This is a genomic window from Mycolicibacterium iranicum (assembly GCF_002101705.1).
In the GTDB taxonomy this organism is placed as follows: Bacteria; Actinomycetota; Actinomycetes; order Mycobacteriales; family Mycobacteriaceae; genus Mycobacterium; species Mycobacterium iranicum.
Window position 1 is genome coordinate 21,504 of the sequence record NZ_LQPC01000043.1, and the last position, 23,726, is coordinate 45,229.

Annotated in this window: 25 protein-coding genes and 2 tRNA genes; 16 read left to right on the forward strand and 11 right to left on the reverse strand. The window is 66.6% G+C overall.

Going from position 1 to position 23,726, the window contains the following annotated elements; translation table 11 throughout:
- Positions 1 to 23: 23 nt before the first annotated feature.
- Both ctaJ and AWC12_RS20305 read left to right on the forward strand, forming a co-directional pair.
- Complete coding sequence (ctaJ, locus tag AWC12_RS20300) at positions 24 to 257, forward strand: aa3-type cytochrome oxidase subunit CtaJ (RefSeq protein WP_234814107.1); 234 nt, start codon at positions 24 to 26, stop codon at positions 255 to 257.
- Positions 244 to 720 (forward strand): DUF5130 domain-containing protein, encoded by a 477-nt coding sequence (locus AWC12_RS20305; RefSeq protein ID WP_085176628.1) that lies wholly within the window; start codon positions 244 to 246, stop codon positions 718 to 720. The genes ctaJ and AWC12_RS20305 overlap by 14 nt, the downstream gene beginning before the upstream one ends.
- Positions 721 to 738: 18 nt before the next feature.
- Here AWC12_RS20305 and AWC12_RS20310 read toward each other — a convergent pair whose 3' ends face one another.
- Positions 739 to 1,131: an HNH endonuclease gene (locus tag AWC12_RS20310; RefSeq protein WP_024448407.1), complete on the reverse strand. Its 393-nt coding sequence runs from the start codon at positions 1,129 to 1,131 to the stop codon at positions 739 to 741.
- A 64-nt stretch (positions 1,132 to 1,195) separates the two neighbouring features.
- Complete coding sequence (pepN, locus tag AWC12_RS20315; RefSeq protein ID WP_133057368.1) at positions 1,196 to 3,919, reverse strand: aminopeptidase N; 2,724 nt, start codon at positions 3,917 to 3,919, stop codon at positions 1,196 to 1,198.
- 95 nt (positions 3,920 to 4,014) lie between these two features.
- Between pepN and AWC12_RS20320 the strand changes: the two genes are divergently transcribed.
- Entirely contained in the window at positions 4,015 to 4,635 is a 621-nt protein-coding gene (locus AWC12_RS20320; protein WP_024448409.1) for a mycothiol-dependent nitroreductase Rv2466c family protein, read from the forward strand.
- A 1-nt stretch (position 4,636) separates the two neighbouring features.
- Here AWC12_RS20320 and AWC12_RS20325 read toward each other — a convergent pair whose 3' ends face one another.
- A complete protein-coding gene (locus AWC12_RS20325; RefSeq protein WP_085176632.1) occupies positions 4,637 to 5,275 on the reverse strand; it encodes a flavodoxin family protein in 639 nt (212 codons plus the stop codon).
- Between the two features lie 241 nt (positions 5,276 to 5,516).
- Between AWC12_RS20325 and AWC12_RS20330 the strand changes: the two genes are divergently transcribed.
- From AWC12_RS20330 to AWC12_RS20355, 6 genes are all read left to right on the forward strand, one after another.
- Positions 5,517 to 5,960, forward strand: coding sequence for a nucleoside deaminase (locus AWC12_RS20330; protein ID WP_085176634.1), 444 nt, complete (start codon positions 5,517 to 5,519; stop codon positions 5,958 to 5,960).
- Positions 5,936 to 6,910 carry an isopenicillin N synthase family dioxygenase gene (locus AWC12_RS20335; protein WP_085176635.1) on the forward strand — a complete coding sequence of 325 codons (975 nt, stop codon included), beginning with the start codon at positions 5,936 to 5,938 and terminating at the stop codon, positions 6,908 to 6,910. Before AWC12_RS20330 ends, AWC12_RS20335 begins: the two co-directional genes overlap by 25 nt.
- Before the next feature lie 112 nt (positions 6,911 to 7,022).
- A complete protein-coding gene (locus AWC12_RS20340) occupies positions 7,023 to 7,496 on the forward strand; it encodes a ribose-5-phosphate isomerase (RefSeq protein WP_085176724.1) in 474 nt (157 codons plus the stop codon).
- Between the two features lie 126 nt (positions 7,497 to 7,622).
- Positions 7,623 to 9,164 (forward strand): amidase family protein, encoded by a 1,542-nt coding sequence (locus AWC12_RS20345; RefSeq protein ID WP_085176637.1) that lies wholly within the window; start codon positions 7,623 to 7,625, stop codon positions 9,162 to 9,164.
- Between the two features lie 12 nt (positions 9,165 to 9,176).
- Positions 9,177 to 9,977: an Fpg/Nei family DNA glycosylase gene (locus AWC12_RS20350; protein WP_085176638.1), complete on the forward strand. Its 801-nt coding sequence runs from the start codon at positions 9,177 to 9,179 to the stop codon at positions 9,975 to 9,977.
- Between the two features lie 49 nt (positions 9,978 to 10,026).
- A complete protein-coding gene (locus tag AWC12_RS20355; protein ID WP_085176640.1) occupies positions 10,027 to 11,715 on the forward strand; it encodes a cation:proton antiporter in 1,689 nt (562 codons plus the stop codon).
- A gap of 3 nt (positions 11,716 to 11,718) precedes the next feature.
- Here the strand turns inward: AWC12_RS20355 and AWC12_RS20360 are convergent, their stop codons facing one another.
- Complete coding sequence (locus tag AWC12_RS20360; protein ID WP_085176642.1) at positions 11,719 to 12,549, reverse strand: hypothetical protein; 831 nt, start codon at positions 12,547 to 12,549, stop codon at positions 11,719 to 11,721.
- Between the two features lie 163 nt (positions 12,550 to 12,712).
- On the opposite strand from AWC12_RS20360, the gene AWC12_RS20365 reads away from it, so the two are divergent.
- Positions 12,713 to 13,342 carry a C39 family peptidase gene (locus AWC12_RS20365; RefSeq protein WP_024447887.1) on the forward strand — a complete coding sequence of 210 codons (630 nt, stop codon included), beginning with the start codon at positions 12,713 to 12,715 and terminating at the stop codon, positions 13,340 to 13,342.
- A 108-nt stretch (positions 13,343 to 13,450) separates the two neighbouring features.
- Here AWC12_RS20365 and AWC12_RS20370 read toward each other — a convergent pair whose 3' ends face one another.
- The gene (locus AWC12_RS20370) at positions 13,451 to 14,104 is read right to left on the reverse strand and encodes an MmpS family transport accessory protein (RefSeq protein WP_036465527.1); all 654 of its coding nucleotides are present in this window, start codon (positions 14,102 to 14,104) and stop codon (positions 13,451 to 13,453) included.
- 216 nt (positions 14,105 to 14,320) lie between these two features.
- Positions 14,321 to 14,394: transfer RNA gene (locus AWC12_RS20375), tRNA-Gly, on the reverse strand.
- Positions 14,395 to 14,530: 136 nt separating this feature from the next.
- Between AWC12_RS20375 and AWC12_RS20380 the strand changes: the two genes are divergently transcribed.
- From AWC12_RS20380 to clpP2, 4 genes are all read left to right on the forward strand, one after another.
- Positions 14,531 to 14,607: transfer RNA gene (locus AWC12_RS20380), tRNA-Pro, on the forward strand.
- A gap of 43 nt (positions 14,608 to 14,650) precedes the next feature.
- Positions 14,651 to 16,093: a trigger factor gene (tig, locus tag AWC12_RS20385; protein WP_165762839.1), complete on the forward strand. Its 1,443-nt coding sequence runs from the start codon at positions 14,651 to 14,653 to the stop codon at positions 16,091 to 16,093.
- A gap of 54 nt (positions 16,094 to 16,147) precedes the next feature.
- Positions 16,148 to 16,804, forward strand: a complete 657-nt coding sequence (locus tag AWC12_RS20390) for an ATP-dependent Clp protease proteolytic subunit (protein ID WP_081660078.1) — start codon at positions 16,148 to 16,150, stop codon at positions 16,802 to 16,804.
- Positions 16,801 to 17,439: an ATP-dependent CLP protease proteolytic subunit ClpP2 gene (gene clpP2 / locus AWC12_RS20395; protein WP_024447890.1), complete on the forward strand. Its 639-nt coding sequence runs from the start codon at positions 16,801 to 16,803 to the stop codon at positions 17,437 to 17,439. Before AWC12_RS20390 ends, clpP2 begins: the two co-directional genes overlap by 4 nt.
- Before the next feature lie 6 nt (positions 17,440 to 17,445).
- On the opposite strand, the gene AWC12_RS20400 is transcribed toward clpP2, so the two are convergent.
- On the reverse strand, positions 17,446 to 17,886 hold the full coding sequence (locus AWC12_RS20400) for a TIGR03618 family F420-dependent PPOX class oxidoreductase (RefSeq protein ID WP_085176647.1): 441 nt from the start codon (positions 17,884 to 17,886) through the stop codon (positions 17,446 to 17,448).
- Between the two features lie 133 nt (positions 17,887 to 18,019).
- Here AWC12_RS20400 and AWC12_RS31160 point away from each other — a divergent pair, with 133 nt between their 5' ends.
- Together AWC12_RS31160 and clpX are read left to right on the forward strand one after the other, a co-directional pair.
- Positions 18,020 to 18,289: a hypothetical protein gene (locus AWC12_RS31160; RefSeq protein ID WP_024447892.1), complete on the forward strand. Its 270-nt coding sequence runs from the start codon at positions 18,020 to 18,022 to the stop codon at positions 18,287 to 18,289.
- Between the two features lie 375 nt (positions 18,290 to 18,664).
- Positions 18,665 to 19,945 carry an ATP-dependent Clp protease ATP-binding subunit ClpX gene (gene clpX, locus AWC12_RS20405; RefSeq protein ID WP_085176649.1) on the forward strand — a complete coding sequence of 427 codons (1,281 nt, stop codon included), beginning with the start codon at positions 18,665 to 18,667 and terminating at the stop codon, positions 19,943 to 19,945.
- A 7-nt stretch (positions 19,946 to 19,952) separates the two neighbouring features.
- On the opposite strand, the gene AWC12_RS31165 is transcribed toward clpX, so the two are convergent.
- The 4 genes from AWC12_RS31165 to fdhD form a co-directional block, all read right to left on the reverse strand.
- Positions 19,953 to 20,117 carry a hypothetical protein gene (locus AWC12_RS31165; protein WP_165762840.1) on the reverse strand — a complete coding sequence of 55 codons (165 nt, stop codon included), beginning with the start codon at positions 20,115 to 20,117 and terminating at the stop codon, positions 19,953 to 19,955.
- Positions 20,114 to 21,460, reverse strand: a complete 1,347-nt coding sequence (locus tag AWC12_RS20410) for a nucleotide disphospho-sugar-binding domain-containing protein (RefSeq protein WP_085176651.1) — start codon at positions 21,458 to 21,460, stop codon at positions 20,114 to 20,116. The genes AWC12_RS31165 and AWC12_RS20410 overlap by 4 nt, the downstream gene beginning before the upstream one ends.
- 12 nt (positions 21,461 to 21,472) lie before the next feature.
- Positions 21,473 to 22,783: a glycosyltransferase gene (locus AWC12_RS20415; protein ID WP_085176653.1), complete on the reverse strand. Its 1,311-nt coding sequence runs from the start codon at positions 22,781 to 22,783 to the stop codon at positions 21,473 to 21,475.
- 78 nt (positions 22,784 to 22,861) lie between these two features.
- Positions 22,862 to 23,725 carry a formate dehydrogenase accessory sulfurtransferase FdhD gene (gene fdhD, locus AWC12_RS20420; protein ID WP_085176655.1) on the reverse strand — a complete coding sequence of 288 codons (864 nt, stop codon included), beginning with the start codon at positions 23,723 to 23,725 and terminating at the stop codon, positions 22,862 to 22,864.
- Between the last annotated feature and the right edge of the window lies 1 nt (position 23,726).

A 23,726-nucleotide genomic window follows, 5' to 3' on the forward strand; every position in this document is an offset into this window, starting at 1 on the left:
GGGCCGTGGGATACGGTTTGCGCGTGAACTCGACAGCTCTGGTGCACGCAAGCTTCTTACTGGTACCGCTGGCTCTGACCGCGGTTCTCGCGCTGTTCATCTACACCAAGAAGGGTCCGCACCCGAAGACCTACGTCATGTCGGACAAGTGGACGCACGAGCCCATCCTGTGGGCGGCTGACGAACCGGCGGACCACGGCCACGGCGGCCACGGCTCGCACGTGACCATCGGAGGTGGCGCAAGTGGCAAGTGGTGAACTGACGCGGGCGGGCGCGCTCGAGCTGGCCGAACTGCCCTACGGCTCGGTCATCACGGCCAGCGGCCGGATCTCCGGGGTCACCGAGCCCGGCGAGCTGTCGGTGCACTACCCGTTCCCGAACAAGGATCTGGTGATCCTGGACAACGCGCTCAAGTACGGGTCACGTGCGGCGAAGGCGCGGTTCGCCGTGTACGTCGGTGACCTTGGCGCCGACACCGCAGCCACGGCCCGCGAAATCCTGGCCAGGGTGCCCACGCCCGACAATGCCGTGCTGCTGGCGGTCTCGCCGAACCAGCGGGCGATCGAGGTCGTCTACGGCGCAGCCGTCAAGGGCCGCGGCATCGAGGAGTCCGCTCCGCTGGGTGTGTCCGCTGCTGCGGCATCGTTCAAAGAGGGCAACCTGATCGACGGCCTGATCAGCGGCGTGCGGGTGCTCGCAGCCGGCGTCTCACCGCGCTGACACTTCGCGAGATCGCCATCACGGTAGCGGTCGAGCCTCCTCGACTACCGTGATGGCCGTTTCGCGAGCCGCAGCGACGAGTTCACCCCGGATACGGACGTAGCGCTCCAGGAAAAGGCGCTCGTCCAGACGCTTTCTGCGCAGCCAGCCGGTGACTTCGTCGTTGCACTTGCTGGCGTTGCAGGCTGCGCACGCGGGGACGACGTTGTCGACGGTGTAGCGTCCGCCGCGCGAGATCGCCATGACGCAGTCGCGCTGCATCGTCCCGGTGGTCTTGCCGCAATAGGCGCAGCCCTGCCACGCCAGTTTGAGCGCCGCCCACTGTTCGTCGGTGAGGTCGTTGACGACCGCTGCCACCCGGCGCTGACGGCGCCGGGCGGCACGAGCCCTGCGACTGTTGTTGACCGCCATCGCAACAGCATGCGGCGCGAGCGGCGTCTCCGCGTGCAGACACGCTCGCTCGCGCTGCGAGGGGCTAGCTCACATCGAACTCGCGGGCCCGCAGCGAGCGCTCCACGCCGGCGCGACCTTCGAGGACCAGCCGACGCAACGCGGGCGGCACCTCGGGGTCGGACAGGAACGTGTCCGCCGCGCTCAACGCGTCCTGGCTGATCTCCCACGACGGGTACAGCCCGACGACCACGGTCTGCGCGACCTCGCTCGAGCGGCGTTCCCACACACCGGAGATCGCGCCGAAATAGCGGTCGCGGAATGGTGCGAGGACCTCACCCTGGCCGGGCTGAACGAAGCCGCCGATGATCGCGCGCGCGGTGATGTTGGCCAGCGTGTCATCCTCGACGACCTGCTCCCACGCCGCCTGTTTGACGGCCGACTGCGGTCGTGCGGCCCCAGCGGCGGCCGCCTGACGCCGGCCCGCCGCAGTCGGGTCGTTGGCCGCTTCGGCATCGATGAACGGGGTTTCGGTGCCGTCGGCGTCGATGACGCCGGCACGCGCGAGCGCGGTCACGATCCGCCACCGCAGGTCCGTGTCGATCGCCAGGCCGGCCAGGTTCACCGCCGCCGGTTCGTTGTCCAGAAGGGTCTCCAGGACCGCCACGTGGTTGGGTGACAGCACCGATGAGCACAACGCGTTGACGAAAGCCAGCTGGTGGTCTGAGCCCGGCTGCGATTCGCGCGCGAGATCGAGCAGAGCGTCGCCGAATGCGGGCCAGCCGTTCTCTGCGGCCCAGCCCGGGTCGGCATAGGAACCCAGGGCCGTCTGCGCCTGAAGCAGTAGACGCTGCGCGACCCCCACCTCCGTCTCGGCGTGGAGTCCGCTGATCACCAGTGCGACGAAATCGCGGGCCCGCAGCTCGGCGTCGCGCGTCATCTCCCAGGCCGCTGACCACGCCAGCGTCCGGGGGAGCGGCTCGGCGATGTCGGCGATTCGCGTCAAGACTGTCTGCAGCGAGTCGGGGTCGAGCCGCAGCGAGCAGTACGTCAGGTCGTCGTCGTTGAGCAGGATCAGCTTGCCGCGCGAAACTCCTTGCAGCGCAGGCACTTCGGTGGCTGAGCCCTCGACGTCGAGCTCCTCGCGGTGTACGCGCACCAGCTTTCCGGAGCCGTCGTCGTCATAGATCCCGACCGCGAGCCGGTGCACACGTGTCTCGCCCTCGCCCGGCTTGGCGCCGCCCTGGTCGATCGCGAACCGGGTGAACTTGCCGTCCGCGTCGACGTCGAAATCCGGTCGCAGCGTGTTCAACCCGGTCGTCTTCAGCCATTGCCGGCCCCACCCCGACAGGTCGCGCCCCGACGACTTCTCCAGTGCGCCGAGCAGGTCGCCGAAGGTGGCATTGCCGAACGCGTGGTCCCGGAAGTAGTCGCGCAGGCCCGCCAGGAATGCCTCGAGCCCGACATAGGCGACCAGCTGCTTGAGGACGCTGGCGCCCTTCGCGTAGGTGATGCCGTCGAAGTTCACCTCCACGGCGTGGAGGTCGGGAATGTCGGCGGCCACCGGGTGGGTGGACGGCAACTGGTCCTGCCGGTAGGCCCATGACTTCTCGACGTTGGCGAACGTCGTCCACGCCTGCGTGTACTCGGTGGCCTCGGCCTGGCACAGCACCGAGGCGAACGTCGCGAAGGATTCGTTGAGCCACAGGTCATCCCACCACCGCATGGTGACCAGGTCGCCGAACCACATGTGCGCCATCTCGTGCAGCACCGTCTCGGCGCGACGTTCGTAGGAGTAGCGGGTCACCTTGGACCGGAAGACGTAGTCCTCGAGGAACGTCACCGCGCCCGCGTTCTCCATGGCGCCGGCGTTGAACTCGGGGACGAAGAGCTGGTCGTACTTGCCGAACGCATACGGCGCGCCGAAGTTGTTGTGGTAGAAGCCAAAACCCTGCTTCGTCTCGGTGAACAACCGCTCTGCGTCCATGTACTCGGCCAGAGATTTGCGGCAGAAGATGCCGAGCGGGATGTCACCGTGGTCGTCGGAGTACACGTCGTCCCAGCGGGCGTAGGGCCCGGCGATCAACGCGACCAGGTATGTACTCATCCGGGGGGTGGCTTTGAACGTGTGACGTTTGGCGGGTCCCGCGTGTTCGAGGATGCGGTAGAGGTCGGCCTCGACGGTCCGCTGGGACAGGGCGAGCTCGTCGGCGATCTGGTTGACCGACTTTCCGGCCTCCGACAGCGCGGCAATCTTCTTTTCCCGCTCGGTGACCGGCAACCACCCGTCGGCGACATCGAGCGTGGCTCCGTTGGAGATGACCTCCCAGTGCGCGGGCGCGGTCACGGTGACGTCGAAGGCCGCCTTCAGATCCGGCTGATCGAAACACGCGAACATCCGTTTGGCATCGGCGGTTTCGAACTGGGAGTAGAGGTACACCTCGTCGTCCACCGGGTCCACGAACCGGTGCAGGCCTTCGCCGGTGTTCGAGTACAGGCAGTCTGCGTCGACGACGAGCGTGTTGTGTGCTGCCAGGCCCTTCAGGGGGATGCCCGTCGACTCGTCGTACCCGGAGACGTCGATGTCGACGCCGTTCAGGACGGCGCTGCGCACGCGCTCGGCCGCGAGGTCGATGTAGGTGTCGGCACCGGCGAGCGCGTCGAATTCGACGGTCGTCACCGACCGGAACGTTCGCTCACTCGGTTTGCCGTTGGCATCGGTCAGGTCCAGCGCGATGCGGTAGCTGTCGACGGTCACGAGAGCGGCGCGCTCGGCGGCCTGGTCACGGGTCAGGTTAGGTAGTGCCACGCTGGTCAACACTAGCCCCGAACGGGAACACAGGCTGACGGTGCATGGTTGTCCCGGACGGTAGTGCGTCCACAATTCGTCGAAAGGATCTTCAGATGGCCGATAGGGATGTCGCCGGTTTCTGGTTCGACCCGCTGTGCCCGTGGTGTTGGATCACCTCGCGCTGGATTCTCGAGGTGGAGAAAGTGCGTGACGTCGACGTCGACTTCCGGGTCATGAGCCTGGCGGTGCTCAACGAGGGCCGCGATCTGCCTGACGAATACAAGGAGATGATGAAGACGGCGTGGGGGCCGGTGCGTGTGGCCATCGCCGCCGAACAGCTCAAGGGACGCGAAATCCTGCGGCCGCTGTACACCGCGATGGGGACACGGATCCACAACCAGAACTATCGGGAGACCGACCCGAAATTCGAGAAGGTCATCAAAGAGTCGCTCGAAGAGGTTGGCCTACCTGCCGAGCTCGCCGAGGCTGCAACGACCGACAAGTACGACGACGCGCTGCGCAAGAGCCATCACGAGGGCATGGACGCCGTCGGCGACGACGTGGGCACCCCGACGATCCACGTCAACGGTGTCGCATTCTTCGGCCCCGTGCTCTCGAAGATCCCGCGCGGTGAGGAAGCAGGGAAGCTGTGGGATGCCTCGGTGATCTTCGCGGCCTACCCCCACTTCTGGGAACTCAAGCGCACCCGCACCGAGCCACCCACCTTCGACTGAGTCAGGGGCGCGGCCCCCACACCTTGTTGGATCGCTCGGTGTCCAGGCGGTAGTCGGTGACACGAATGTCGAACAGCCGCGTGCCGAGATCGCCTGCGCGCGACACCGGGTCGGACGGGTCGTGCACGATCTCGCCGCGGCTGTTGGCGTTGCCGACGACCACCCCAACGAGTTCCTGCTGCAAATAGCGGGTCAGTTCGTGAAACTGCGCGATGACGCCCTGGGTCGCGCCGACGTAACTCTCCTCGCAGGAGATGAGTACGCCGATTCTCTTGTTCGTGATTCCGCTGATCACCAGGTCTTGCTGAGGGGCGCTGTTCGCCGTGTAGCAGAACAACCGGTCGAACACCGTCTTGAGCCGGCCCGGCATGCCGTAGAAGTACAGCGGCATCGCATAGATGACGCCGTCGGCGGTCAGCAGGTGTTCGAGAAGCAACTCCTCGTAGCGATCGTCGAGCGAGCAGCGGCCGTCGGTGAGTCGACACCGTCGGCAGTTGCCGAGCATCCGGTCGACGTACTCGTCGAGGAAGAGATGTTCGACGTCGTGGCCCGACGAGCGCGCGCCGTCACCGGCGGCGCGCGCCAGAAGGTGGGAGTTACCGTCTTCGCGCGGGCTGGCGCTGAGAATCAGAACCTTCATGCTGGCGTGCAACCTCGCGGGCCGCGCGATTGTTTCCGGCACGTTGACTCGGGTTGCGGCGCGGCATGTTCGGGGTGACGGTTGGGTGATGGCTGAGGCGGAAACTGCGGCGGCGGGCACCCGTGGCTCTGGATGGTGCTTCGTCGGCCCGTACCGACGCCGCGGGCGATATCACGTTCCTTCTGCGTGCCGGAGCCCCATACTGGGTGCTGTGTCGCTCGCAGATCAAGGCAGAACAGGTATGAACTCACCGGAGCAGATGCTCGACGTCGCCGTCGAGGAGGCCCGAAAAGGGTTGGCGGAGGGCGGGATACCGATCGGGGCGGCATTGTTCTCAGCCGATGGCGCGCTGCTGGGCAGCGGTCACAACCGTCGAGTGCAGCTCGACGACCCGTCCATCCACGCCGAAACGGACGCGTTCCGGAACGCGGGGCGGCAACGCGGATACCGTTCGACGACGATGGTGACCACGCTGTCGCCGTGCTGGTACTGCAGCGGACTGGTGCGTCAGTTCAACATCGGCGCGGTGGTGATCGGCGAGAGCCAGACCTTCACCGGTGGCCACGACTGGCTTGCCGAAAACGGTGTGAAGATCACCGTTCTCGATGACGAACGCTGCGTGACGTTGATGCGCGAGTTCATCGCGGACAACCCGGACTTATGGGCGGAGGATATCGGAGAGTGATTGCGAAGGTTGATCTTTCGCGTTGGCGAGGTGGGGGTGCCGACGCGGCCGCAGTCTCCGCGGAGGTCGATGCCGGTCTGCAGAGCGCGGGCTTCATCCTGGTGACCGGTCACGGGGTCGACGCCTCGCTTGCGCGCGACGTCCGCGCCGCGTCACGGGAATTCTTCGCGTTACCCCAGCACAGCAAGGCGGCGTACTCGGTGCCCGTGGGGGGACGCGGGTGGATCGGCCCGGGTGCCGAGGCGAACGCCTACGCCGAGGGGACCGAGACGCCACCGGATCTCAAAGAGAGCTTCAGCCTGGGCGCGGAGACAGCGACCGGTGATCCCGAGGTCGATCGAATCTGGTTCGCGCCCAACGTATGGCCGAGCGAGGTGCCCGACTTGCAAGGTTTGGTCGGCGAGTACGCCGCGCAGATGCGGCGCGTGGCCGATGAGCTCTTGACGCTGTTCGCCCATGCGCTCAAGCTGTCGGTGAACCCGTTCGCCGAGTTGGCCAGCAGGCCCACCTGGACGATGAACATCAACCACTACCCGCCCGTGAGTGTGGTCGGTGAACCGGAACCGGGTCAGTTCCGCATCGGACCGCACACCGACTTCGGCACGGTCACGATCCTCGACCGCGAACCCGGCGCCGGCGGACTTCAGGTGTACTCCGAGGACGGCGGCTGGGAGGATGCGCCCTACGACCCGGCGGCGTTGACGGTGAACATCGGCGATCTTCTGGAGTATTGGAGCGGGCGCCGATGGCCGTCGGGACGCCACAGGGTGCTGCCACCCCAGCCGCACGCCCCCGAAGAGGATCTGGTGTCGTTGATCTACTTCTACGAGGCCAACCACGACGCACTCGTCACGCCGCTGGGCCCGCCGATCGGCAAGGTGGCAGGGCTTGAGCCGGTGACATGCGCGGACTTCATCAAGGAGCGCCTGGACGCGATAACGGTCGGCTGAGCCGACAGTTGAGCTCCCGTCGGTGAGCGCGACGAAAATGTACGGCGAGCACCGCGCGTCGCTGGGCAAACACGCGCGCTCGCGGTGCAGAGCCGGAGGTATGGTTGCCGCCATGCGCGTCTACGTTGGGGCTGACCACGCCGGATTCGAGTTCAAGCAGACCATCATCGACCACCTCACACAGGCAGGTCACGAGCCGATCGACTGCGGGGCGTACACCTACGACGCCGAGGACGACTATCCGGCGTTCTGCATCGCCGCCGCAGAGAAGACGGTCGCCGACCCCGGCAGCCTCGGCATCGTGCTCGGCGGTTCCGGGAACGGCGAGCAGATCGCCGCGAACAAGGTGCCGGGCGCCCGCTGCGCGTTGGCCTGGAGCACCGAGACCGCGACGCTGGCCCGTGAGCACAACAACGCGCAGCTGGTCGGCATCGGTGGCCGCATGCATACCACCGAAGAGGCGTTGGCGATCGTCGATGCGTTCCTGACCGCGAAGTGGTCGGAAGCGCCGCGCCACCAGCGCCGCATCGACATCCTCGCCGAATACGAGAAGACGCACGTCGCGCCGCCCGTTCCCGGCGCCTGAACTCGAACTCGGGCTGCCCGAAGTCCGTAGAAAGGTTCGTCCTCTGCTCACCGATCGGCAGGTGGAGGTCTTGCGCACACATCCTTAGCGGATGCATCGATAAACCGGTGTCTATACGATGCGTCGATGACGGTGTGGATCAGCCGGCGGCCAGAGGCGGACGTCGGCAACGAGCTCGCCGAAAGCCGGAGTGGCCCAGGACTGTTGGCAGGAATCCGGCTGGCCGTCAGCGACGACATCGACGTCGCGGGTCGGGCGACCACCGCGGGCTGCTCGGAGTTCGCCGATATCCCTGACTCCGATGCCGCGGCCGTCGCCGCCCTGCGCGCCGAGGGTGCTGTACTCGTCGGCAAGACGAATCTCGACCAGTTCGCCACTGCGGTCGCCGTGGCCACCGGCGAAACCGACATCGCTGTGTCGACCGACACCGCGGGATCCGGACTGGTGGCAGCGGGACTGCAAGGGATCGTCGGGATCAAACCCACCCGTAGCGTCATCAGCCACGACGACGGTGTGCCGACGTGCGAATCCTATGATTGCAGCACTATTTTCGCGCCGGGACTGCGGCTTGCCGACACGGCGACGGCAGTTCTGGCCGCATCGGCTCCGGGCCGCTCGTGGCCGGCGGACACCACATTGGCCGCGTCGTCATCGCCGGTGGTGGCGATCCCCGACGAGCTGCCACACCTCGACCGGCAGTGGCGCGCGGCCTTCGACGAGGCCGTGACACGCCTGCAGGCGTGCGGAGTTCGTATCGTCACCGTCGGATTCGCGCCGTTCCTGGCCGCGGCCAAGTTGGGCTACGATGGCGCGCTGGCCAGCGAGAGATATTCTGCGATAACGCAATTCATCGACGTGCATCCCGCTGTGGCGCTCGACCCCACCGTGCGTGACATCATCGCCGCCGCACGCGACATCCCGGCGCATCGGCTGATCGCTGAGCGCACTGAAGTGCGGCGGCTGCAGAAGCTGGCGATGAAATCTCTCGCCGGCGCCGCCGCGCTGCTGGTACCGACCGCGCCGACGCACCCGAGCATCGCCGAGGTCGAAGGCGACCCGGTGGGGGTGAACGAGCGGCTCGGCACCTACACGGACTTCTGCAACTTGTTCGACATGTGCGGCGTGGCGGTCCCGGCCGGAACAGCAGGCGATGCTCAGTTCGGCGTCACCGTGCTGGCGCGCGCGTTCGACGACGCCGTCGCACTCGACATCGCCGCGCTGTTCACCGACGAGCCCGCGCCCGCGACGCCCTGGCCGCTCGCCGCCGCCGACCATGTCGAACTGGTGGTGTTCGGGGCGCATCTGCTCGGCGGCCCGCTGGTCCACCAGCTCACCGATCGTGGGGCGCGCTTCGCCGGGGAGATCACCACAGCACCGCGATACCGAATGACGGCTCTGCCGACGACACCGCCCAAACCCGGCGTCACACGGGTCCCCGAGGGCGTCGAGGGCGCCGCGCTGACCGGGCACCGCTGGCTCCTGTCACCAGCGGCACTCGGGCAGTTCCTCGCCGAACTACCCGCGCCCATGCAACTCGGCAAGGTCGAATTCGCCGACGGCAGCTGGCGGACCGCCTTCGGATGCGACGCCGCCGTGCCCGGCGAGGACATCAGCAGTCACGGCAGCTGGACCAACGCTCTCGCGGCAGGAGCGGTGCGACAGGCCTGACAGACTGGGCGGATGCCCGAAGGACATACCGTTCACCGACTCGCCCGTCGGCACCAGAAGATCTTCCGGGGTCAGCACGTCGCCGTCAGCAGCCCTCAGGGCCGGTTCATCGACGGAGCCGACGCAATCAACGGCCGCGTCTTCGATCGGGCGAGCGCATGGGGTAAGCACCTTTTCCACCACTATGCGGGCGGACGAATTGTTCACGTCCACCTCGGTCTCTACGGCAAGTTCACCGAATTCGCCGTCGACGCCGGCGTTCCGGAACCGGTCGGGCAGGTGCGGATGCGCATCGTCGGCACGGACAAAGGAGCCGATCTGCGCGGACCGACGGCGTGTGAGGTCGTCGACGAGTCCGAAGTCTCGGAAATCTTGGCCCGGCTCGGCCCCGACCCCCTGCGCAAGGATGCCGACCCATCTGCGGCGTGGGAGCGGATAAGCAAGTCCCGCAGGGTGATCGGCGCGTTGCTGATGGACCAAAAAGTCATCGCCGGCATCGGGAACGTCTATCGCAACGAGCTGCTGTACCGCCACCGCCTCAACCCTCATCGCCCCGGCACGCGGATGCGCGAAGGGGAGTTCCAGGAAGCCTGGACCGATCTCGTCGAGTTGATGAAGGTCGGTGTCCGCCGCGGTCGGATCATCACTCTTCGCCCCGAAGACGACCACGGCATGCCGTCTTACGCGCCGCGGCGACCGCGCACCTACGTCTACCGGCGCGCCGGGGACCCGTGCCGGATCTGCGGCACCACCATCCGCACCGAGGTCATGGAGGGTCGCAACCTGTTCTGGTGCCCGAGCTGTCAGAGCTAGCCAGGGGCGTCGGCGGGACATACCGGCGGTTAGCCGGGAGAATCTGCGCGTGGAACTGATCCTGGTCGTCGTCGGCGCGATCGTCGTCACCGCGGTGGCGCACCGCCGCGGACTCGAACCCGCACTGATCATCGTCGTCGTCGGCATCGCCGTGTCGTTCCTGCCGGGATTCGAGGCGCCCGAGCTGGATTCACACATCCTCCTGTCGGTTGTGCTGCCACCCCTGCTGTACTCGGCCGCGCTGGACTTCTCGTTCCCGACATTCCTGCGCAACATCAAACCGATCCTCGGACTCGGGGTGGCACTGGTGGTCGTCACCGCTTTCGCGGTGGCTGCGGTCTCGTCCTGGCTGGTGTTCGTCCCATTGACGTTCGGGACCGCGCTGGTGCTCGGTGCGATCGTGGCGCCGCCGGATGCCGTCACCGCCGTTGCGGTCGGTCGCAAGCTTGGGCTGCCCAAGCGTGTGATGTCGATCTTGACCGGCGAGAGTCTGATCAACGATGCGGCCGCGCTCGCGTTGTTCTCCGTCGCCGTCGCGCACGTAGCCGGCACCGACACCTTCATTGAGAATCCGCTGCTGTTGTTCACCTACAGTGCGGTGCTCGGACCGCTGGTCGGCGCTGCACTGGGCTACGTCACGCTCTGGATTCGTCGGCGCCTGGCCAACCCGGCGCTGGAGACGGTGCAGGGGCTCATGGTGCCGTTCGCGGCGTTCATCCTGGCCGAGGAGATGCACGCCTCGGGTGTGCTGGCTGTCGTGGTGGCGGGGTTCGTCGTCGGCAGCGGCACCGTGGACGCCGGCTACCAGACGCGGCTGCAGGAACGATATGTCTGGAACTCGGTCGACGTTCTGCTCGAGGCGTTTGTCTTCGCCTACATCGGCCTGCATCTGCGTTTCGTGCTGGAGGATCTGCGTGAGGCGCATGAGTCGCTCGCCCAGGTGGCCGTGGGTTCGCTGATCGTACTGCTCATCGTATTGGTGGTCCGCCCTGTCTCGGTGTTCGCGATGTTCGGCCGCAAGAAGCTGGCGAATCAGGTCGAGAAGCGGTTGAGCGTTCCGATTCCCGAAGGCGGCGGTCGGGGAGCGCTGGGCGTGCGGCGTCGCGACCCGTCACGCACCAGTTGGCGCCCGCGCACCGGCAACCGGGCCCTGAGTTGGCAGGAGAACGTCGTCGTCTCGTGGACGGGTATGCGCGGCGTGGTGACTTTGGCTGCGGCAGCGGCAATCCCGGTTACGACCGCGGCCGGTGAACCTTTCCCCGAGCGCGCGACCATCCAGGCCATCGCGTTCGTCGTCAGTGTGGGCACCCTACTGCTGCAGGGATGGACCCTGCCGCTGCTGATCCGCAAGCTCAACGTGTCCGGTGACGTCGATCAGGCAGAAGCGTTGCAGGAGACGGAGAAAGCGGAGCGGGTGGTGCACGAGGCCGCCGACGAGGTGCTCGCCGGGTTCCGGGCGAACCCTCCCGCCGGACTGGACCCGCGGGTGCTCGCCGAGATTCGGGGCATCGTGGCGCGCCACTCCCAGGATGCCGACGAGATGCCCGACCCCGAGGCCCACACCTTGCGCGCCGAGGTGTTCGCGCAGCTGTACCGCGACGTGCTGGCCGCGCAGCGGCTCGCGCTCATCGGTGAACGCGACGCGGGCAGAATCGACGACGAGGCGGTCCGGGCGATGCTGGAACGGCTCGATCTGCAGGAGGCAGGGGTTTCCGCGCGACTGGAAAGCCGCTTCTGAGGGCTAGAAGTCGAAGCCGCCGAAGTCGCCACCCCAGTCGCCGCCACCGAAGTCGCCGCCGCCGGAATCCCAGCCGCCGCCACCCCAATCGCCGCCGCCGGCGTCCCCGCCGCCCCAGTCTCCGCCGCCGGCATCGCCGGACCCTTCCAGCTGGCCCTGATCGAGACCGTCCTGGAACCCGTCGCCATAGCCGTTCTCGAACGCCTGCGCGTCATAGCCGACCCCGGCCATGCCGGAGAACATCGTGCTGAACAGCAGTGCAGAACCCAGACCCCACGCACCCGCGACCAAGGCCGGCTTCCACCAGGGCTCGGAGTACCAGCCGGCGGGAACGGGACGGCCTGCGACGCGCCCGCCGGGGTAGTAGTTCGGGGTGCGCTCCGACGGCGACGGTGACGCCTCGATCTCGCGGCCCTCGAAGGTGACGCGGCGGTCCTCGGTCACGGTGCCTGCCGACCGCTGACCCCACAGCGACTCCAGCTCCGGCCCGGGATCCATGCCCATCGCGACGCGCGCAGCCCGCACGTAGTACAGGCCTTCCATCGCACTTTCCTTCGCAAGCTCGGCCTGCTTGGCCGTGGTGGCCTGATCGATCTGCGACGACGCCGCGGTGTAGCGCTCGGAAGCGTCGGCAAGAGCTTGCTTGGACGCGTCGTCGGTACCGGTGAGGGCGAAGACCTGGCCGCCGAGGCGTTCGATGACGCGGCGGGCGTCGGCCTTCGCGTCGGCCAGGGACGCGGCGGTGCGCTTGCCGGAGGCCTTGGACGAGGCATAGACGGCGATACCGATCGCCGCGACGACCAGCAGGATGAGGACGAGCAAAACGCCATTCATGGTTCACAGCGTACCGACAGAAACCGGGAGAACCCTGGGCGTGACAAGGGGCTTCCGTGCCGCCGCGACGGTCGTCAACAATCCCTCAAGAATCCGGCAAGGGCATCCGGCGAACCTCTCCTCAACGCAGCCGACAACGGCTCGCACGAGAGGAGAAGAGACCATGAGGACCACCATCGTCCGGACCGTCGCGACGGTCAGCCTTGCCGGTTTCGCAGCGCTGGGACTCTCGGGCGTCGCCCATGCCGCGATGTTCGGGGATCCCGACGGCATGGCCGGCTGGACGACCCGCCAGGCCTACAACGACTGCGCGATCATGGCCGCCGCCGACGTGATCGGTCAGATGACCGGAGAAGAACCGGCCGAAGACGACATCGTCGCGTACGCGTCGAAGACGCCGAGCGTCTCCCGGCCGGGCGACTGGATCTACGACAACGAAGACGACGGGCATGGTCACACCGCCGGGAGCATCTTCGAAGACCTGCCCATCGTGCTCGCGCACTACGGGGTTGCGGGCAAGTACATCGACGGCGCCAACCTCGCCTCCCTGGAGCAGGTCCTCGGCCGCGGCGGCGGCGTCATCGTGAACCTCAACTCCGAGACAATCTGGGACGTCGACGGTGACCGCTCGGTACCCGACCACGCGCTGGTGGTCACCGGAGTCGATACCGACAACGGCGTCGTCCACCTCAACGACAGCGGTACCGACGACGGCGCCGACGAACAGGTGAGCATCGACACCTTCAATGCCGCATGGCAGACCAGCGGCAACGAGATGATCGCGACGTCCTAGGGGCCGATCCGGATGCCGACGACGCTCGCTGTCCGCCGTCCACTTCGCCTGGAATGCCACAACATTCGTTGCGCTTCGACGCCCCCCCGCGGACCTACGTCCGGGGTGTCATCGGGTGAAGATGCAGTGCGTGCCCGCGCCCGGCGGGTGCTCGACGACGACGGTCCCGTCGACGGTGATGCGGCATCCCTGGGTCCCGGTCTTGGGCACTGAGATGACCTGCAGCAGGAAAGCGTCCGGATCGAGCGGCACCACCTTCGTCCAGGGAACCGGGGTGTTCTCGGGCGCCGTTCCCGCGTCAGGGTCGGTGTTGATGCTGTAGACGGTGCCTGTGCCGGTGATCTCGAAGGTCACGGTGCCCGTGCCGCCGCCCGCGCCCGGCTGGTTGCGCTGATAGTTGGCTTGCGCGTTCGCGTTGGCCGCCTTGTTCTCGGCCCGGATGTCCGGTGTCACGCAGATGGTGTCGCCGTCGAACGCCTCGCGCCAGACGTAGCCCTGAGAGCAGGACTGCGGACCGGACCCCGCGTTCGGATTCTTGTTGGCGCCGGGGGTCGAGTTCTCCAAGGCGGTGCGAGCCCGGAAAGCCGGTGTGACGCATACGGTGTCACCGGTGCGCGCTTCTCTCCACACCAACCCCGAGATGCAAGTGTCCGGGCCGTAGGGCAGCGGCTGGGCAATGGCCGTTGCGGGCATGACGGCGGCGAATACGGCCACCGCGATCGGCAATGGAGTCAGTTTCCAGAAGTCGGCCAAGGCAACCATGTGGTTCATCCTTCGAACGTCGGGTTCAGCGGCTGGTCCCCCCAGCTGCGATCAACGTAGGAGCCCTGCAGTCGGTGAGAACGGGTAGCGCACTACCTGTCTTTGACGCGGCAAACGAAAGCCGGCTGGAGTAGTCGGGCCCGGTGATTCGCCTGCGCCAGGTGAGTGCAGGACCCTTGTCCTGACATGCAAAAACCGCCCCGAAGGGCGGTCGTTTGGAGCGGGCGACGGGAATCGAACCCGCGTAATCAGTTTGGAAGACTGAGGCTCTACCATTGAGCTACGCCCGCGTGTGCTGCACTACGTGAGAGTACCGGCAGACTGTACCGGTCCCACCTAACTCAAATCCAATTGATGGTTCGGTGCGGCCAGGCCGTAGGATCGCCGGTGGTCTAGTGCTGCGCGCATGCGTGTGGCAGCCATGACCGGGGTGTAGCGCAGCTTGGTAGCGCATCCGCTTTGGGAGCGGAAGGCCGCAGGTTCAAATCCTGTCACCCCGACCAGCACCACCCCACCGGAAACAGAAGCAATAGAGGAGCACCAATCGTGAAGAGCACCGTCGAGAAGTTGAGCCCCACCCGGGTTCGCATCAACGTGGAGGTGCCCTTCGCGGAGCTCGAACCCGACATCGACAAGGCGTTCAAGCAGCTGGCCAAGCAGATCCGGCTGCCCGGCTTCCGTCCCGGCAAGGCGCCCCGCAAGCTGCTGGAGGCTCGGGTCGGCCGCGGCGCGGTGCTCGAGCAGGTTGTCAACGACGCACTGCCCGCCCGCTACAGCGAGGCGATCACCTCAGAGTCGCTTCAGCCGATCGGCCAGCCCGAGATCGAGGTCACCAAGCTTGAAGACAACGAGGAGCTGGTCTTCACCGCCGAGGTCGATGTCCGTCCCGAGATCGACCTGCCCGATCTCAAGGCGCTGAAGATCACCGTCGACCCGGTCGAGGTCACCGACGAGGACGTCGACGCCGAGATCGAAGCCTTGCAGAAGCGCTTCGGCACACTCACCGGAGTCGACCGTCCCGCAGCGAACGGCGACTTCGTCTCGATCGACCTTTCCGCCACCGTCGACGGTAAGGACGTGCCCGAGGCCAAGACCGAGGGTCTGTCGCACGAGATCGGTTCCGGTCAGCTGATCGAAGGCCTCGACGAGGCGATCATCGGCCTGAAGGCCGACGAGTCCAAGACCTTCACCACCACGCTGGTGGCCGGTGAGCACGCCGGCCAGGAAGCCGAGGTGACGGTCACCGTCAAGTCCGTCAAGGTGCGCGAGCTGCCCGAACTCGACGACGAATTCGCCCAACTGGCAAGCGAATTCGACACCATCGACGAACTCAAGGCCGACCTTCGCGAGAAGGTCAGCCGAGTCAAGACCGTGCAGCAGGCCGAGGCGATCCGCGACAAGGCCATCGAGGTGCTCCTGGAGCAGACCGAGATCCCGCTGCCCGAAGCGGTGGTGCAGGCGCAGGTCGACGACACACTGCACAACGCGATCCACGGACTCGACCACGACGAGGACAAGTTTGCCGAGACGCTCAAGGAGCAGGGCAGCAGCCGCGAGGAGTTCGACGCCGATAATCGCACCAACGCGGAGAAGGCGATCAAGACCCAGCTGCTGATGGACGCCATCGCCGACAAGCTCGAGATCCAGGTCGGCCAGAACGACATCACCGAGCGGCTGGTGTTGATGTCGCGCCAGTACGGCCTGGAGCCTCAGCAGTTGCTCCAGATGCTGCAGCAGAACAACCAGCTGCCGGCGATGTTTGCCGATGTGCGGCGCGGCCTGACCGTGGCCGCGGTCGTCTTCGGCGCCACGGTCACCGACACCGACGGCACCGAGATCGACACCACCGAGTTCTTCGGACCGTCCGGCGAACAGGCTGCCGCTGCTGCCGGTGACGATGACGAAGACGATGACGACGACGACTCCGAAGATGCCGGAGACGAGGCAGAAGCCCAGAACGACGAAGTCAAGGCCGACGACACCAAGTGACGCTCTGAGCGAACGCGCGCCGTCTGGGGACTCCCCGGCGGCGCGGGTTCGTTAGTGTCATTCGTAAGACCGGTCACCGCGTCGGAAGTAAAACAAGAAAGCAGGTATCCAGTCGTGACTGACATGCGTGGCGCCTCTTCGGGCCTCAACCTTGTCGACTCGGTCTATGAGCGGTTGCTGGCCGAGCGGATCATCTTCCTGGGCTCTCAGGTCGACGACGACATCGCCAACCGGCTGTGCGCTCAGATCCTGCTGCTCTCGGCGGAGGATCCGACGAAAGACATCAACCTCTACATCAATTCGCCCGGCGGCTCGATCAGCGCCGGCATGGCGATCTACGACACGATGGTGCTCGCGCCGTGTGACGTCGCGACCTACGCGATGGGCATGGCCGCGTCGATGGGCGAGTTCCTGTTGGCTGCCGGCGCCAAGGGCAAGCGCTACGCGCTGCCTCACGCCCGCATCCTGATGCACCAGCCGCTGGGCGGTATCACCGGCGGCGCTGCCGACATCGCCATCCAGGCCGAGCAGTTCGCGTCGATCAAGAAGGAGATGTTCCGGCTGAACGCCGAGTTCACCGGGCAGACCATCGAACGGATCGAGGCCGACTCGGATCGCGACCGCTGGTTCACCGCTCAGGAAGCCCTGGAGTACGGCTTCGTCGACCACATCATCACCAGTGTCAACTTCAACGGAGCGAACCCCTCATGATCGACCCCCGGACCACCCCGCAGGCTCGCTACATCCTCCCGTCGTTCATCGAGCACTCGAGCTTCGGCGTCAAGGAGTCCAACCCGTACAACAAGTTGTTCGAGGAACGCATCATCTTCCTCGGCGTGCAGGTGGACGACGCGTCGGCGAACGACATCATGGCGCAGCTGCTGGTGCTCGAATCGCTGGATCCAGACCGTGACATCACGATGTACATCAACTCACCGGGCGGTTCGTTCACGTCGCTGATGGCGATCTACGACACCATGCAGTACGTGCGGGCCGACATCCAGACGGTGTGCCTGGGCCAGGCCGCTTCGGCTGCGGCTGTGCTGCTCGCCGCGGGCACCCCTGGCAAGCGCCTCGCACTGCCGAACGCCCGCGTGCTCATCCACCAGCCGGCACTGGGCGGTGTGATCCAGGGTCAGTTCTCGGACCTCGAGATCCAGGCCGCAGAGATCGAGCGCATGCGCACGCTGATGGAGGAGACGCTGTCGCGCCACACCGGCAAGCCGGCCGACGTGATCCGCAAGGACACCGACCGCGACAAGATCCTGACCGCGGAGGCGGCCAAGGACTACGGCATCATCGACACCGTTCTGGAATACCGGAAGCTGTCTGCGCAGAAGGGCTGACGGGCCTCAGCCGTTGCTGTAAACCCTTGTCGGCTCGATGAGGACGGCGGTGCGCCGCTGCTGGCGCATCGTTGCGTCGTATTCGTCCCAATTGTCGTGGGTTCCGCCCGCCGCGGTGAAGATGTCTCGAAGCAGCTGCGCCAGCTCGTCGGATCCCAGCCACGGCTGCGGATCGTCGGGACCGGCAAGTTCGGCGTGACCTTCGACGGTGGCCCACTGCCATCCCTTTCGGAAGATGAGCGCGATCTGCGGGCGCTCGCGGAGATTGGCCAGTTTGACCTTCCCGTAGGTGACGAACCCGAGTACCTCCCGTCCGGTGGACGGATGCGTCAGCGGTCCGGCATTGATGAGCGACGACTGGATGGTGTGGTCTGCGCGCAGCGTCGAGACGACGGCCAGGCCGTTGTCGCCGCTGGCGAGTGCGAACGCGTCCGTGAGGGTGGTCATGCCCGCACACTACGACGGGAACGGCCGGGCAAATGCCGCGAAAGCACGTCCCCCGGCGTTTGGCCGTGTCACGCTGACATTCCACGCGGTCGTCAGTTTACGGAGCGACTCTGCACGGGTGAAGGAGGACGCCATGGGAGTAAGGAAGACGGCAGCTGCTGCACTGATCGCCGCGGCGGCGGGGGCGGTGTTGCAGGCAGGAGTGTCACAGGCCCAGGAGCCAGTCTGCCCCGCGGGCACCTACTGGAACCCTGTCGCGGTGCGTTGCCTGCCGTACGGCGTGAATCCGGTCGTCGGCCCTGCCGGTCCGGTCGGCGTGGGAGGCGTTGTCGGACCGGTGGGACCCGGTCCCGTCGGTCCGGGGCCGGTCGGTCCCGGCCCGCTCGGTCCCGGTCCGCGCTGACATTGCACGAACCGCGGGGGGCGGCGGCCGCAAAGCTGCCGGCCCCTGTCACCCCTCGTTGGGGGTCGCTTCGCGAATGTCGGCCGGACACCAGCCGGTTACGTTTCCGCCGGACAGGTACTCTCGGTCGGGTAACAGCGGCGACACGCCAGAGACACGGTGGCGCGTTCCGCGGCCGCCCAGGACGAATCAGGCGATATGTTGTCGCAACCACATGTGAATACCACCGACGCTATTCGGCTTTATCGGTCGCACGGCAACGGAAACAGCGGGTAGCGTCGGGGCTACACACTTTCGGTCTTCGTCCCGGTGCCCGGCACGAAACGGCACGCAACGATAGGTATCGACAGCAACAGGAAGTAGGACCCCAGCACCATGGCACGCATCGGAGATGGCGGCGACCTGCTGAAGTGCTCGTTCTGCGGCAAGAGCCAGAAGCAAGTGAAGAAGCTCATTGCGGGACCCGGCGTCTACATCTGCGACGAGTGCATCGACCTGTGCAACGAGATCATCGAGGAGGAACTCGCCGACGCTGACGACGTCAAGCTCGACGAGTTGCCCAAGCCCGCGGAGATCCGCGATTTCCTCGAGGGATATGTCATCGGTCAGGACACCGCCAAGCGCACACTTGCCGTCGCGGTCTACAACCACTACAAGCGCATCCAGGCGGGCGAGAAGAGCCGCGACTCGCGCTCCGAGCCCGTCGAGCTCGCCAAGTCCAACATTCTGATGCTCGGCCCCACCGGCTGCGGGAAGACCTACCTCGCGCAGACCCTTGCCAAGATGCTGAACGTGCCGTTCGCGATCGCCGACGCCACCGCGCTGACCGAAGCGGGCTACGTCGGCGAGGACGTCGAGAACATTCTGCTCAAGCTGATTCAGGCTGCCGACTACGACGTGAAGCGCGCCGAGACCGGCATCATCTACATCGACGAGGTCGACAAGATCGCCCGCAAGAGCGAGAACCCGTCGATCACCCGAGACGTCTCGGGTGAGGGTGTCCAGCAGGCGCTGCTGAAGATTCTCGAAGGCACGCAGGCTTCCGTTCCTCCCCAGGGTGGCCGCAAGCATCCGCACCAGGAGTTCATCCAGATCGACACCACGAACGTGCTCTTCATCGTGGCTGGTGCGTTCGCCGGGCTGGAGAAAATCGTGTCCGACCGCGTCGGCAAGCGCGGTCTGGGCTTCGGCGCCGAGGTGCATTCGAAGGCCGAGATCGACACGCAGGACCATTTCGCCGAGGTCATGCCCGAGGATCTGATCAAGTTCGGCCTGATCCCCGAGTTCATCGGACGCCTCCCGGTCGTCGCCTCGGTGACGAACCTGGACAAGGAATCGCTCGTGCAGATCCTGTCGAAGCCGAAGAACGCGCTCGTCAAGCAGTACACCCGCCTCTTCGAGATGGACGGCGTGGAGCTGGAGTTCGCCGAGGACGCGCTCGAAGCCATCGCCGATCAGGCCATCCATCGCGGCACGGGGGCCCGCGGTCTGCGCGCCATCATGGAGGAAGTGCTGCTGCCGGTGATGTACGACATCCCCAGCCGCGACGACGTCGCCAAGGTGGTCGTCACCAAGGAAACCGTCCAGGACAACGTGTTGCCGACCATCGTGCCGCGCAAGCCATCGCGTACCGAGCGCCGCGACAAGAGCGCCTAAAACCCCATCACCGGGTGTGCACTGAGGGCTGTTCAGTCTGATCGGACTGACAGCCCTCACTGCATTTGCGCGTGACGTGTGCGTCGTCGGGCAGCCAGGCATCGCATACCGCGCTGGCCAGTCCCCACAGCAGAAACGCGGCGACGGCGATGACCTGCAGTTGGTTGATCATGATTCGAGTTTTCTGCCGGCGAGGCTCTGAGTCGTGCGTAGGGGACTACGTGATTGCGCGGATCGTTCGCACGTGACTTCGTCGACGAGGGCGGCGATCTCGGCGACCCCGTCCCTACGCGCAAAGGCCGCTTCCAGCCGGCGGGCGTTGCGCAGGTAGCGGCCGTCGGTGAGGATCCGGCCCACCGCCGACCTCAGTTCGGCCGCCGACGGCGTGCCGGTCCGCAAATTGATGCCCGCACCCGACCATGCGATGCGCGCGGCGACTTCAGGTTTGTCCTCGGTGCTGCCTGCGACCACGATCGGCACCCCCGACGCGAGGGCGCGCTGGACGGCGCTATAGCCACCGTTGGTGACCATCACGTCGACCTTCGGCAGGAGGCGGTCGTGCGGGACATATCCGGCGACATGGGTGTTGGCCGGGATCGGGATGCCGACGGTGTTGGGGTCCCGGCCTCCGGTGCTCACCACGACAACGACGTCGCTGTCGGCGAGCGCGGCAACCGTCGGTTCGATGAGCCGGGACAAGTCCCGGTTGTCGACGGTGCCCTGCGTGACGTGCACGACGGGGCGGCCCGCGTCGAGTCGGTGCCACCATGGCGGCGGGTTGAACGTGTCGCAGGGCCGCGGCCGGACCGCACCGACGAAGCGCACCCCCCGGGGCAGGTCGCTGCGTGGATACTCGAAGCTCGGCACCGTCGGAACGATCAACCGGTCCGCCAGGACTCCCATGTCGAGCAGAGGCACCGGCAATGGCCTCGCGCCCAGCGTTTCCAACATCCGGTTGGCGACCTGTTGCGCATTGCGCAGCAGCACTTTCTGCGAGAACAGCGTCAGCCCCCGGTACACCGTCCGGCGAGTCGTCGACCGCGCCGGCGGCAACGCCATCCCGGTCGGTGCGACGTCGCGGCTCGACAGAAGCAGGGGAGTGGGTGTGAAGGACAGCAGTGGCGGGACGCCGCCCCAGTCGCCGAGGATGAGCGGCAGAACTCCGAAGAATCCGTAGTCGACGATCATCGCGTCGTAGTGCCGGTCTGCCAGCGCGTTGCACAGCTCGGTCATCTGGTGGGGCATCGGTCGCAGGAAGAGCCGGACAATGGCTTGGCTCATCGCGTCGATGCCGGAACGGGTGGCGCGCCGACCGGCATCGAACGGTGCGTCGTCGAAGTCCGCGCTCGGCGGCAGCACGTGGTGTTTCGCGCCGACCTCACGGACCGCGCCGCTGTGCGCGGGACCGGTCATCACGGTGACGTGGTTGCCCCGGTTCACGAGGTCCTCGGCCACTGCCAGCAGCGGTTCGGCATGGCCGATCGGCGACAGCGCAGCGATCAAGATGGCGGCCATCAGCGCGTCCCCTCAGGCCCTTTGCAGGCGAGGAGTTGCCTCGGCGATGGCCTCGTCGACGACACCGGCGATCTCGGCGACACTGTCGCGTGCGGCATAGGCGCGCTGAAGGCGGCGGGCGTTGGTGCGGTACGTCGGATCGGCGAGCACCGCATGCACGGCGCGTCGCACCTCCGCGGGCGCCGGTGTGCCGGTGCGCAGATTGATTCCCGCCCCGAAGTATTCGACACGAGCGGCCACCTCGGGCTTGTCCTCGGTCTGCCCGGCCACCACCATCGGCACACCGACGGACAGCGCCCGCTGGACGGCGCCGTAGCCGCCGTTGGTGACCATCACGTCCACCAGCGGTAACAGCACATCGTGCGGGATGTACTCGGCCACAAGAATATTGGCGGGCAGCGGGGTCGCAATCTGCGACACCGGCCGGCCCCCCGTGGTGACGATGACGGTGACGTTTTCGCCGGCGAACGCCTCGATCGTCGGTTCGATCAGTCGGGTCAGGTCGGCGTTGTCGATCGTGCCCTGCGTGACGTGCACGACCGGGCGGTCACCGTTGAGGTCGCCCCACCATGGCGGGGCGATGAAATCGTCGCTCGGCAGCGGATTCACCGCACCGACAAACCGCACATGGCCGGGCAGGTCGCTGCGGCGGTACTCGAACTGCGGGATCGTCGGGACAATGACCCGGTCGGCGAGCGCGGCGCAATCGAGCACGAATACCGGCAGCTTCGGCAGACCCATCGCTTCGAGCATGCGGTTGGCGGCGCGGTGAGCCGGGCGCAGCATGACCTTCTGCGCGGCGGCGGTCAACAGGCGGTTGCGCAGACGGCCGATCGCGCCGGGCATGGGCGCGATGCCGGGGCCGCCCGGTGCGGTGTCCCTACTCGAGAGGAACAGCGGCGTCGTGGAGTAGGACAGGATCGGCGGCCGCTGCACCGACCTGTCGAGCAGCAGCGGGAGCGTCCCCAGAAAGAAGGCGTCGGTGATGATGGCGTCGTAGTCGTTGGCTCCCAACAATTCCTGGAGTGCACTGAACTGGTGAGGCAGCGGTCGGACGAAGACGTGTTCGACGTCGAAGTTGATGCGCGCGATGCCCGACGTCTCGGCGCGCCCGGGCAGGTCGGCGTCGAAGCTGGCATCGTCGTAGTCCGCGCCATAGGGGAGCGGGCGCGGTTCCGCGCCCACGGCCCTGATCTTGTCGGCGTGACGGGCGCTGGTCAGAACGGTGACACGGTCGCCGCGGGCGACGAGACCGCGGGCGACGTTCAGCAGTGGCGCGATATGCCCGACGGGCGGGCAGGAGGCAATGAGGATCTCTGGCATGGCGTCGATACTCGCCGCTGGTCAGGAGGGGGTGCTTGGAGCTTGTGTGGAGATTGGGTGGAGATCGCAGGTAGATCGCTAATTCGTTACGCGATCCGGGCGGGTGTAGATGTTCATCGAGTCGCCGCGAAGGAAGGCCACCAGCGTGAGGCCGGACTGGCTGGCCAGGTCGACAGCCAGCGACGACGGGGCCGACACGGCAGCGAGCACCGGGATGCCTGCCATCACCGCTTTCTGGGTGAGTTCGAAAGACGCCCGTCCACTGACCAGAAGTACGGTGCCGCTCAAGGGGATCCGACGCTGCTCCAGCGCCCATCCGACTACCTTGTCCACGGCGTTATGCCTGCCGATGTCCTCGCGGACGACCAAGGTCTCACCCTGGGTGTCGAACAGCGCGGCGCCGTGCAGTCCGCCGGTGGCGGCGAAAACCTTCTGTGCACGACGCAGCTTTACGGGCAGCGCCGAGAGCGTGCCGGTGGCGACGGTCGCCGGATCGTCGCCGGGGCCGTGCTTGCTGATCAGTCGGACCGCCTCCAGCGAGGCTTTGCCACACACACCGCACGACGAGGTGGTGTAGAAGTTGCGTGTCGGGTCGATGTCGGGTGGGGGTACGTCGGGCGCCAGCGTGACATCGAGGACGTTGTAGGTGTTGACGCCGTCCTCTTCCGGCGGGCTGGAGCGCAGCGACTCGGGGATGGGTACTGGAGCGCCGCGGCAGTAGCGCACCGACAGGATGTCGTCACGGCCGGAAACGATCCCCTCGGTCAGCAGGAAGCCCTGCGCGAGTTCGACATCCGACCCGGGGGTGCGCATGGTGACCGTGGTCGGCGAGCCGTTGACCCGGATCTCCAGCGGCTCCTCGACCACCAGGGTCTCCGGCCGCGCGACCGCGTCTTCGGCCGTGACGTGACGCGCGCGCCGCCGGGCGGTGACCCTTCCCACG

What these genes read in the sequence shown, in the direction of transcription:
- AWC12_RS20370 (WP_036465527.1), bottom strand. Translation starts at nt 14,104, where the DNA reads ATGGTTGCCTTGGCCGACTTCTGGAAACTGACTCCATTGCCGATCGCG.
- AWC12_RS20330 (WP_085176634.1), top strand. Translation starts at nt 5,517, where the DNA reads ATGAACTCACCGGAGCAGATGCTCGACGTCGCCGTCGAGGAGGCCCGA.
- AWC12_RS20415 (WP_085176653.1), bottom strand. Translation starts at nt 22,783, where the DNA reads ATGCCAGAGATCCTCATTGCCTCCTGCCCGCCCGTCGGGCATATCGCG.
- AWC12_RS20320 (WP_024448409.1), top strand. Translation starts at nt 4,015, where the DNA reads ATGGCCGATAGGGATGTCGCCGGTTTCTGGTTCGACCCGCTGTGCCCG.
- clpP2 (WP_024447890.1), top strand. Translation starts at nt 16,801, where the DNA reads ATGATCGACCCCCGGACCACCCCGCAGGCTCGCTACATCCTCCCGTCG.
- AWC12_RS31165 (WP_165762840.1), bottom strand. Translation starts at nt 20,117, where the DNA reads ATGATCAACCAACTGCAGGTCATCGCCGTCGCCGCGTTTCTGCTGTGG.
- AWC12_RS20340 (WP_085176724.1), top strand. Translation starts at nt 7,023, where the DNA reads ATGCGCGTCTACGTTGGGGCTGACCACGCCGGATTCGAGTTCAAGCAG.
- AWC12_RS20365 (WP_024447887.1), top strand. Translation starts at nt 12,713, where the DNA reads ATGAGGACCACCATCGTCCGGACCGTCGCGACGGTCAGCCTTGCCGGT.
- AWC12_RS20310 (WP_024448407.1), bottom strand. Translation starts at nt 1,131, where the DNA reads ATGGCGGTCAACAACAGTCGCAGGGCTCGTGCCGCCCGGCGCCGTCAG.
- AWC12_RS20360 (WP_085176642.1), bottom strand. Translation starts at nt 12,549, where the DNA reads ATGAATGGCGTTTTGCTCGTCCTCATCCTGCTGGTCGTCGCGGCGATC.
- AWC12_RS20325 (WP_085176632.1), bottom strand. Translation starts at nt 5,275, where the DNA reads ATGAAGGTTCTGATTCTCAGCGCCAGCCCGCGCGAAGACGGTAACTCC.
- AWC12_RS20345 (WP_085176637.1), top strand. Translation starts at nt 7,623, where the DNA reads ATGACGGTGTGGATCAGCCGGCGGCCAGAGGCGGACGTCGGCAACGAG.
- AWC12_RS20400 (WP_085176647.1), bottom strand. Translation starts at nt 17,886, where the DNA reads ATGACCACCCTCACGGACGCGTTCGCACTCGCCAGCGGCGACAACGGC.
- AWC12_RS20410 (WP_085176651.1), bottom strand. Translation starts at nt 21,460, where the DNA reads ATGGCCGCCATCTTGATCGCTGCGCTGTCGCCGATCGGCCATGCCGAA.
- clpX (WP_085176649.1), top strand. Translation starts at nt 18,665, where the DNA reads ATGGCACGCATCGGAGATGGCGGCGACCTGCTGAAGTGCTCGTTCTGC.
- AWC12_RS31160 (WP_024447892.1), top strand. Translation starts at nt 18,020, where the DNA reads ATGGGAGTAAGGAAGACGGCAGCTGCTGCACTGATCGCCGCGGCGGCG.
- AWC12_RS20335 (WP_085176635.1), top strand. Translation starts at nt 5,936, where the DNA reads ATGGGCGGAGGATATCGGAGAGTGATTGCGAAGGTTGATCTTTCGCGT.
- AWC12_RS20350 (WP_085176638.1), top strand. Translation starts at nt 9,177, where the DNA reads ATGCCCGAAGGACATACCGTTCACCGACTCGCCCGTCGGCACCAGAAG.